At 62.6% G+C, this 8271-nt stretch carries 7 protein-coding genes and 2 pseudogenes; 2 read left to right on the forward strand and 7 right to left on the reverse strand.

The window, feature by feature from the left end:
- Window positions 1-262 (forward strand): annotated as a pseudogene (locus VEI45_RS04880) (sulfotransferase); the annotation flags it as partial.
- Window positions 259-1248 carry a zinc-dependent alcohol dehydrogenase gene (locus VEI45_RS04885; protein WP_324850670.1) on the forward strand — a complete coding sequence of 330 codons (990 nt, stop codon included), beginning with the start codon at window positions 259-261 and terminating at the stop codon, window positions 1246-1248. The pseudogene VEI45_RS04880 and the gene VEI45_RS04885, both read left to right, overlap by 4 nt.
- A gap of 15 nt (window positions 1249-1263) precedes the next feature.
- Here VEI45_RS04885 and VEI45_RS04890 read toward each other — a convergent pair whose 3' ends face one another.
- From VEI45_RS04890 to VEI45_RS04920, 7 genes and pseudogenes are all read right to left on the reverse strand, one after another.
- Window positions 1264-1908, reverse strand: coding sequence for a TetR/AcrR family transcriptional regulator (locus VEI45_RS04890; RefSeq protein ID WP_324850672.1), 645 nt, complete (start codon window positions 1906-1908; stop codon window positions 1264-1266).
- A 59-nt stretch (window positions 1909-1967) separates the two neighbouring features.
- Window positions 1968-3515: a stealth family protein gene (locus VEI45_RS04895; protein WP_324850674.1), complete on the reverse strand. Its 1548-nt coding sequence runs from the start codon at window positions 3513-3515 to the stop codon at window positions 1968-1970.
- Between the two features lie 76 nt (window positions 3516-3591).
- On the reverse strand, window positions 3592-3747 hold the full coding sequence (locus VEI45_RS04900) for a hypothetical protein (RefSeq protein WP_324850676.1): 156 nt from the start codon (window positions 3745-3747) through the stop codon (window positions 3592-3594).
- A 356-nt stretch (window positions 3748-4103) separates the two neighbouring features.
- Window positions 4104-5372, reverse strand: coding sequence for an amidohydrolase family protein (locus VEI45_RS04905; protein ID WP_324850678.1), 1269 nt, complete (start codon window positions 5370-5372; stop codon window positions 4104-4106).
- A 16-nt stretch (window positions 5373-5388) separates the two neighbouring features.
- Window positions 5389-6162 (reverse strand): class II aldolase/adducin family protein, encoded by a 774-nt coding sequence (locus tag VEI45_RS04910; RefSeq protein WP_324850680.1) that lies wholly within the window; start codon window positions 6160-6162, stop codon window positions 5389-5391.
- Window positions 6149-7780, reverse strand: coding sequence for a class I adenylate-forming enzyme family protein (locus tag VEI45_RS04915; protein ID WP_324850682.1), 1632 nt, complete (start codon window positions 7778-7780; stop codon window positions 6149-6151). The genes VEI45_RS04910 and VEI45_RS04915 overlap by 14 nt, the downstream gene beginning before the upstream one ends.
- Before the next feature lie 74 nt (window positions 7781-7854).
- A pseudogene (locus tag VEI45_RS04920) lies at window positions 7855-8130 on the reverse strand (molybdopterin dinucleotide binding domain-containing protein); the annotation flags it as partial.
- Window positions 8131-8271 lie beyond the last annotated feature (141 nt).

Raw genomic sequence — 8271 nt, forward strand, 5'->3', positions numbered from 1 at the left:
TGACCGTTTCTTCGACCTGCACTACGCCGACCTGATGCGCGATCCCATCGCGGTGATGCGATCGCTATACGACTGGGCCGCAGACGATCTGAATGTCGCCACCGAACGCGCGATGCTGCGCTGGCTGGAGCAGCATCCGCAGGATCGCCACGGCGCAGCCCCCTACTCCCTGGACGGCTCCGGCGTGACACGCGCCGATTTGGAACCGCTGTTCGACGAATACCTGTCGGTGTTCGACGTCGAACTTGAGGACATGGCATGAAAGCCGCAGTGACCACCGAGAGCGGCGGTTTCGAGGTCGTTGACCTGCCAGATCCCACACCGGGCCCCGACGAGTTGGTTATCCGCGTCGCCGCATGCGGGGTGTGCGGGTCTGACGTCAAGGCCCAAGTCTATGCACCTGCCGGTATGGTCATGGGTCACGAATTGGGCGGTGAGATCGTCGCGGTGGGGTCCCGCGCAGGCGAGTGGCGCCAACATGCGAACATCGCTGTGCTGCCTGTCTTTTCATGCGGGACCTGCCAGTACTGCACGGCCGGTGTGGTATCGCACTGCTCGCAGACTCGCTACATCGGGATGGGGCCCGCAGGGGGCTTCGCAGAACTGGCCGTCGTCCCCGCGCGTCATGCCTTTGTCCTGCCCGCCGACTTGCCCGCCAGTTATTCAGCCCTGGTTGAGCCGTTCGCGGTCGGACTGCACGGCGTGCACAGCGCCGAGATCAGCCCCGGCGATGATGTGTTAATCGTCGGTGCCGGCGGCGTCGGGCTGACGACATTGGTATGGGCGCTGCAGAAGGGCGGGGTCCGCGTCACCGTTGCAGACCCCGATCAGCATCGACGCAAATTCGCACTGGCAATGGGCGCCAGCGATGTGCTGGTCTCGGTCTCTGACGCGGACGCTGGCGGATATGACGTGGCCATTGAATGTGTCGGCCGTCCCGAACTCCTGCAAGCATGTCAGGTCGCCCTGCGCCCGCTCGGGCGTCTCGTCGTTTCCGGCGCATGCGCCGAACCCACACCCATTGAACCTGTCACGGCGCTGCTCAAGGAACTGACCATCCGCTATTCGGTGTGCTACCGCCCCGACGAGTTTCGGGAAGTGATCGACGCGTTCGCTAGCGGCGCTGTAGATCCGAGCACAGTAATCGGACCGACAGTGCAACTCAAACGAATTGCCGAGGCATTCGATCTTGTTCGGCACGCAGCGGCGGATGGCCGAGTCTTGATTAGCCCCAACTCTGCTGGGTAAGTACGGGCCGTCGATTCAGCGGATGTCGCTCACCCGGCCGTGTTCGGCTTCGACACCCGCGATGACCGCCCGCAGATAGCCCTCGAGTTCGCGGGCACTGCGTAAGCCGGCAATGCCGTTGGCCAATCGGAACAGGAAGCCACCCAGGAAGGTGATCACTGCAAACGCCTGCGCCTTGACCAACGGTGTGTCCAGCGGCGCGTTTCGGGGTTGGAGTTGTGCGACCGCCTCTTCGCCAATCGCGGCGAAGCGTTCCATTAGGTTTTGGAAAACGGCGGCCAGCTCGGGATCGCGTTGCGACATCATCATAAGCTCGAATCGAGCGCGCGCACGAGATCGCTCCGGTTCCACCGCTGTCCGCATGGCCTGCTCGGCCAGGCGCGACAACAGTGTCGCCTCCTGATCGCCATCGGCCGCCTTGGCCGCGGCCATCGCGGCTTCGAAATCAGCAACGTCTTGAGACACCACGCGATTGGTCACCGCGCGCAGCAGGTCAGCGCGAGTGTGAAAGTAAAAGGACGTCGATCCATCGGCGACCCCGGCGCGTCGATCGACCCGCAGATGAGTCAAACCCCGCGCACCGTCCTGCGCCAACAACTCGATCGCGGCGTCGCACAGCTCGCGTCGCCGCTGCTGGGCGTCGGGTCGCCTCTTGGTCACAGTCCCCGAAGTGTAACCAGGGCAAATTCGCTTCGTGCCGATCGCCACGTGTGCGATCGTCACCCACCCGACGACGGTGTTAACGTCTTCGGCGCGGCAAACCCCGGCTGGTTCTCGTCAGCCGCGATCTTCTCCCAGGGCGCGGGTATCGGGAAATAGCGTTCGAGGAAGTTTATGACGCGTTCGGTGCGCTCGGCCGCGGAGACCTCCGGGAAGCTGCTGTCGTTGAGGCAGAAGAAGTGATAGCCGCGCTTTTTCCGCAACTCGGGGAGTAGGTCGAGACCGGCGCGGGTGGTGGTGTTGACGTACAGGACTTTGGCTTTTTCTTGCTGAACAGCGTGCCCGGTCATCAGCGCGTAGTAGTGGTAGAACGAGTTGGTCACCGAGATGTCGGTGCTGGAACGAAATGCGCTCGCTTGGGTACGGGCGAATTCCGCTGGAAATTCACGTTCCATCTCCGCGAGCACAGTTTTTCGCAGCGGTACCGCGGTGTGTTCGAGATGGCGGGTGATGACCTGGCCGAACCGCTCGAAGAGCAGCTGCCGATTCACGCGGGCCGCGTTCTCAAATCCACTGCGCGCAGGATCGTTGACGCCGAGCCCGATCCGAGTCTTGGCCTCGATGAACTTTGTGACCCCGCCCGGGGAGAAGAACATGCTGGCCTTCAGTGGTCGGCCGAAAAACATGTCGTCGTTTGAGTACAAGAAATGTTCGGCCAGCTCTGGAATGTGTTGAAGCTGGCTCTCCACCGCGTGTGAGTTATAGGTGGGCAACGCGGCCGGGTCCGAGAAATGCTCCTCCGCACGGACAATCGTGATCTTGGGATGCTCGGCCAACCATGCCGGAAAGCGCGAATCGGTCGCGATGAAGATCCTGCGCACCCACGGTGCAAACATATTCACCGACCTCAGCGCGTACTTCAGCTCGTCGATCTGTCGGATCCGCGCTTCGGCCTCGTCACCTTCACCCACGACATGCTGTGACATTTGCGCTGCCCGGCGTGCCCGAAACTCCGGGTCACTGCCCTCAACCCAGGAGAACACCATGTCGATGTCAAACGTCACGTCGCTCGCATGTGGGGTGAACATCCCCGCAATGGTTGGCCACTTATACCCGTAAAGCTTTGCGGTCACCGGCTTTATTTCTGTCCGCGGTAGCACCCGACGGGTGAGCGAGTTCTCCACCGGACAGAGGACCACACTCTCCTCGAAGACCCAGAACTGCAGTTCTACACCGAACCTGGGACCGTACCGGAATCCGCCCGGCGCGATCCGCCGCCGGTACAACCGCACGATATGCGGGTCGGCCACCCCGGATAGCCTCCCAAGAGCTACCAAGACGGGAGAAAGCCCAGGTGTATCAACCGTTTTGGCGTACATTGGCTCTTTGGCGCATGCGACCGTCAGCTCGCGCTCCACTGCGGAACGCAGTTCAATATCGACAGCGAGAACCGGTCGGTTTTTGTGGTCGCGGATCAACAGAAACGGAATATTGGCTTTTTTCAATACTTTTCGTAGAAAGACGAGGTCTTCGATCTGTGCCTCGTGCGGAGTTAGGCTCGACTCGATACGAGCGATCTTCCCGCGGCGGGTAACAATCGTGGTCATCGCAAATACTGCCTTCGGCTACTGGACTACCGATCCGCCCCACCAACCAAGGCGCCCACGACCACTGCGGGAAACCTCACACGTTGAGTTTGGCGCTGAACGAGATCTCGTTGCGGTCGAACCCGAACTCAGCCGCCATGAGCCCTGGAGTCAGGCGCTCCCATTCTACTGTCGCGGCCAGCTGGCGATGTTTCCGATCGGTGAACTCTGTTCGACCATCAGTCACCGTCACCCCCCGAGACGCTTGCTGACCAGCACGATAATGCCTACTGCCGGCAAGCCGCCGACTGCAAAAATCGCGAACTGCCACGCCCAGCCGATCGCTTTGCTGCGGAGGTCTTCGCTGTGCCGGACCTCGTCACCGCCGGGCCCTCTTGCTACACAGCCCTGGTTCTTGGCCCACCAGTCGTTCTGCATGAGCTGATAGCCCTCTGGCTAGCCGCCCAGGCCTGACACTCCTGGCTGACGCCCCAGAATCCGCGGACGAGCGCTCCGCAGACACCCACTGAGAAGGCGACGAGCGCAATCCCCCGCAGCAACTTGCGCCATCGGCTTGCCATGGAACTGCCTTTCTGTGCGCAAGGGTCGTCAAAACGCCTCCGGATCCCGCTGTATGTCGAGCGGCACCGGATGGCGATACAAGCGCGACGCGTTCTCCCAGGTGATCTTGCGGATCACATCCTGCGGAAGGTCGCCAATTTGTTCGTGGATCGCTTCCTGGGTGTGCGGCCAAGTGGAGTCGCAGTGCGGGTAATCGGCTTCCAACAGGATGTTGTCGACGCCGATGCGGTCGTGCTGGATGAACGACGACTTGTCTTCCACCGCGCAGAACCAAAAGTTACGAGTGAAAACCTCTGCAGGAGTGAGACTCTCACCCATTGACGCCCAGGTGCCGTACATTGCGTGATAGCTGAGCATGTGATCGAGGCGATCGAGCAACCCTGCAACCCAGCCGATTCCACCTTCGGACAAGCAGATTTTCAGATCGGAGAATCTACTGGGCAACCCGGAGTACAACCAGTCGACCGCTGCCGAAATGGCATAGGCGAAGAACAGCACCCCCTGCACATCCGGCGGTGCGTCTTCGGTGGTGGATGGCGACGAGCCCGAAGATCCGATGTGAAGGTTCACGACGGTGCCGGTTTCGGCGCATGCCGCCATCATCGGATCCCAGTGTCCGGAGTGGATACTCGGCAACCCGAGCATCGCCGGGTTCTCGCTGAATGTGACGGCGTGAAAACCGCGCTCGGCGTTCTCGTAGATCATCTTGGCGCCGAGGTCTGGATCCAGCAGCCAGGGCAACTGGCACGGAATGATCCGGTCAGGATATGAACCCGCCCAGACCTCGTGGTGCCAGTCGTTCCATGCGCGCACCGAGGCCAACGCCAGATCGCGATCGTCGGTCACCTGCTGCAGCCGCTGCCCTGCGAACCCCGGCAGAAACGACGGAAAGTTGAGCGACGCATAGATGCCGTTCAGGTCCATATCTTTGACGCGGTCGTGAATATCCCATGCCCCGCGGCGCATTTCATCGAACCGAACCGGCTCGAACCCGTACTCGGAAACTGGCCGCCCGACCACCGCGTTGAACCCGACATTGGGCAGTTCCCGACCGTCGTAAACCCAGGTCTGCCCGCCGTCTTCGGTGTCCACGACTTTGGGTGCTCGGTCGGCGAATCTGCGCGGCAGACGCCCGGTGAACGTGTCAGGGGGTTCGACGATGTGATCATCGACCGAGATGACCGTGTAGCGGCGTTGCGCCCGTGGCGGATCGGGCAGGAACGTGACGGAGCGATCGTCCCCGGTTTTGGCGGTCGTGAAGTTCAGGTTGGCGGCCAGCTCGTCGATCGATTTCATTTCTCACCCAATCCGCTCAGCTCAGCACGGCGGGGTCGGCTTTGATCGTCATCCGCGCCGCCCCGGCCCAATACACGTCGGCGGCCCGCTCGATCAGCGACGCCTGCATGCCCACCATGTCCGACCAGTTCATCTGCACCGGCTCCTTGCCGGTGAGCATGACGTCGTAGGCCAGCTTGCATACCCGCTCGATCGATGCCGCGCGGTAGACAGCCTCGGCCAGATTGCGACCGGTTGCGATGACCCCGTGGTTGGCCAGAATCGTCAGGTTGGCGCCGCCGATCCGGGCCGCGAGATCGGCTGCGCGGTCCGCACTGTCGATCTCACCGTCGTAGGTGTCGATCAGGCACAGGTCGTCCAGGAACAGCGAACCGGTCTGATGAACCAGCTCGGGCAACCGGCCCAGTGCGGCAAGTACGCAGACGTCGTACGGGTGATTGTGAATGACCACCCGCGCGTCGTCGCGGACGCGATGTAGCTCGGTGTGGATATAGATCGCCGGCGTGACATCCCACCGGCCGCGGACCACCCGGGCCTCGCTATCGACCACGCAGATATCGGATGCGGTCAGTTCCTGCCACCACAATCCCCACGGGTTGACGAACATGTCGGTGTGTCCGTCGGGCTGCCAGGTGATGTGTCCGGCCATGTTCTCCGCGAAACCGATGGCGGCGAGGTGGCGGAAGGCGACGGCGAGCGCCTGCTCGTCGGATAGCTCCACTCCGATCGGGGGGACCACCGAGGGCGCCCACACCTCCAGGCCGCCTCGCCGTGCGTTAGGAGCGTTCATGATAGGCCTCCATCCTGGCTCGAATATCTTCACGGAGCCGGCCTTTGGCGATCTTTGCGCCGGACGATCGGGGCAGTTCATGGACCACGATGAGTCGTTCGGGCAGCAGCTCCTTGGAAACGCCTTGTGCTAAGAGATATTCGACGAGTTCGGGCAGATCGATGCTCTGGGAATCGGCGAGTTCGGCATAGAGACAGACCTTTTCACCGAACACCGGGTCGGGCATGGCGACCGCTGCCGATATCGCGATCGCAGGGTGTGTCGTGGCGGCGTCCTCGACCTGCGCTGCGCTGATGTTCTTGCCGCCACGCAGGATGAAATCGGAGGCTCGGCCGGTGACGCTCAGATAGCCTTCCGCGTCGATCTCGCAGATGTCCCCCATCCGCATCCACCCGTCGCGGGTGAACAACCGGTCGTGGCCGGCACCGCCGAGATAGCCCAAGCTGGTCGCCGGACCTCGGCATGCGGGCTGGCCTCGGCCGGTCGCGGTGACGTCCTGATCGCCGTCGAACAGCCGGACCGACATCTCGGGCACAATTCGACCGCCCGTACGGAGTCGGCGTTGCCGCGAGTCGTACACGGTCGTCCCGCTGAGTAGACCGGTTTCGTTGGAGCCGTAGAACTGCAGAATCTTTGCGCCGGTGAGCTCCTCGAACTCGACAGCCGGCCGGTACGGCAGTGCCTCGCCGCCAGTGAAAACGACACGCAACGAGCTCAGGTCGTAGTCCCGGCAAGCCCGGTCGGCCATCAGCATCGTCAGTTGTGTACTGACACAGCACAGTACGGTGATTTTATGTCGGGCTATCGCCGCACACGTGGCCTTCGGGGTAAAACGCTTCAGGATCACCGCGGTGGCACCCAGATAGATCGGGGTGGTGTGGCTGGTCCACAGTCCGAAGCCGAAGGGCGTGGGGATGATCGGCAAGAAGATGTCGTCCGAAGTCAGTTGCCCGTTGGCGACCGCCTTCTGGTGGAAGTAGTACCAACGGTTCTGGGTGTGCACGACGCACTTGGGCAACCCCGTGGTGCCGGACGTCGAGTTGATCAGGAAGACGTCGTCGGGACCGAGTTCCGACTCGGCCCGCACCGCCCTGGGTTTCGCGTCGATGTTGAGGCGCGGAAAGTCGGCATCGTGGGTCAAGACCAGCGAGGGGACTGCAAACTCCGTCAGGCCGGTTGCGGCCTGAAGCGCGGCGTCACGGCGCTGCTGATCGCTGATCAGCAGCTTCGGTCGCGAACTACGCAGTATCGCGGCGACCTCACGGGTGCCGGCGCGTGCGCCGATGCCGACGACCACAGCGCCGCAACGCTCGATCGCAACGAACAACACGTGGATGGCAGTGGAGTCGCCGTGCCACACTGCGACCCGATCGCCACGTTCCACGCCGACGGCGGCCAGCTGCTCAGCCAGCGCGTCCGCCGAACAGTCGAACTCACGCCAAGTGAGGGCTGTTCCGGGATTGTCGGCGTATGCGCAACGGTCCGATGAGTCTTCGGCGTGACGACGCACCGCGTCGGACAATGTCGAGTCGGACCACCAGCCGGCGGCGCGATACCGCGTCGACTCCTCGGCAGTGAATGCCGGCGAGCCCACGGTATCCAGCCCACCGGCGCTCATCACCCGATGATATGGCGATGGGCCCTACTTGCCGCCAGCATTACCAACTCGCACGCCGTTGGCGGCGGTCACCGTCATTTCGAGGAGTGACTTGCCGCCGATCGAGATCGACCTCGATCGTCGATGATCGTGACCGGGATGCCATTGAGAGCACCGTTGCCGGACGGCTCGTCGATAAACGTCGGCGGGGAGAGTGCATTGGTGTTTGTGCCCGGTAAGTCGTTAGCCACCGACATGCGGGTTCCTGGCTTGCCATGTCCCCAGCCGTGCGGCATCGAGACCACACCGCGTTTGATCGCGCTGGTGATCTCCACGGGCACTTTGATCTCGCCAGCTTCCGATTTCACCGTCGCACCGGGCCGCATCGTGACCAAGCCATCGGGTAGCTTGTGGCAGCTCAGATAATGCCCGTGCCCTGAGCCACCAGCGCGAGCCCAACCAATGCCAGCATGACGACCAGGATCTGCCGACGATAGGACCGAGCCCAGTCG

Origin of the sequence: Mycobacterium sp. (genome assembly GCF_035623875.1) — a bacterium.
Lineage (GTDB): Bacteria > Actinomycetota > Actinomycetes > Mycobacteriales > Mycobacteriaceae > Mycobacterium.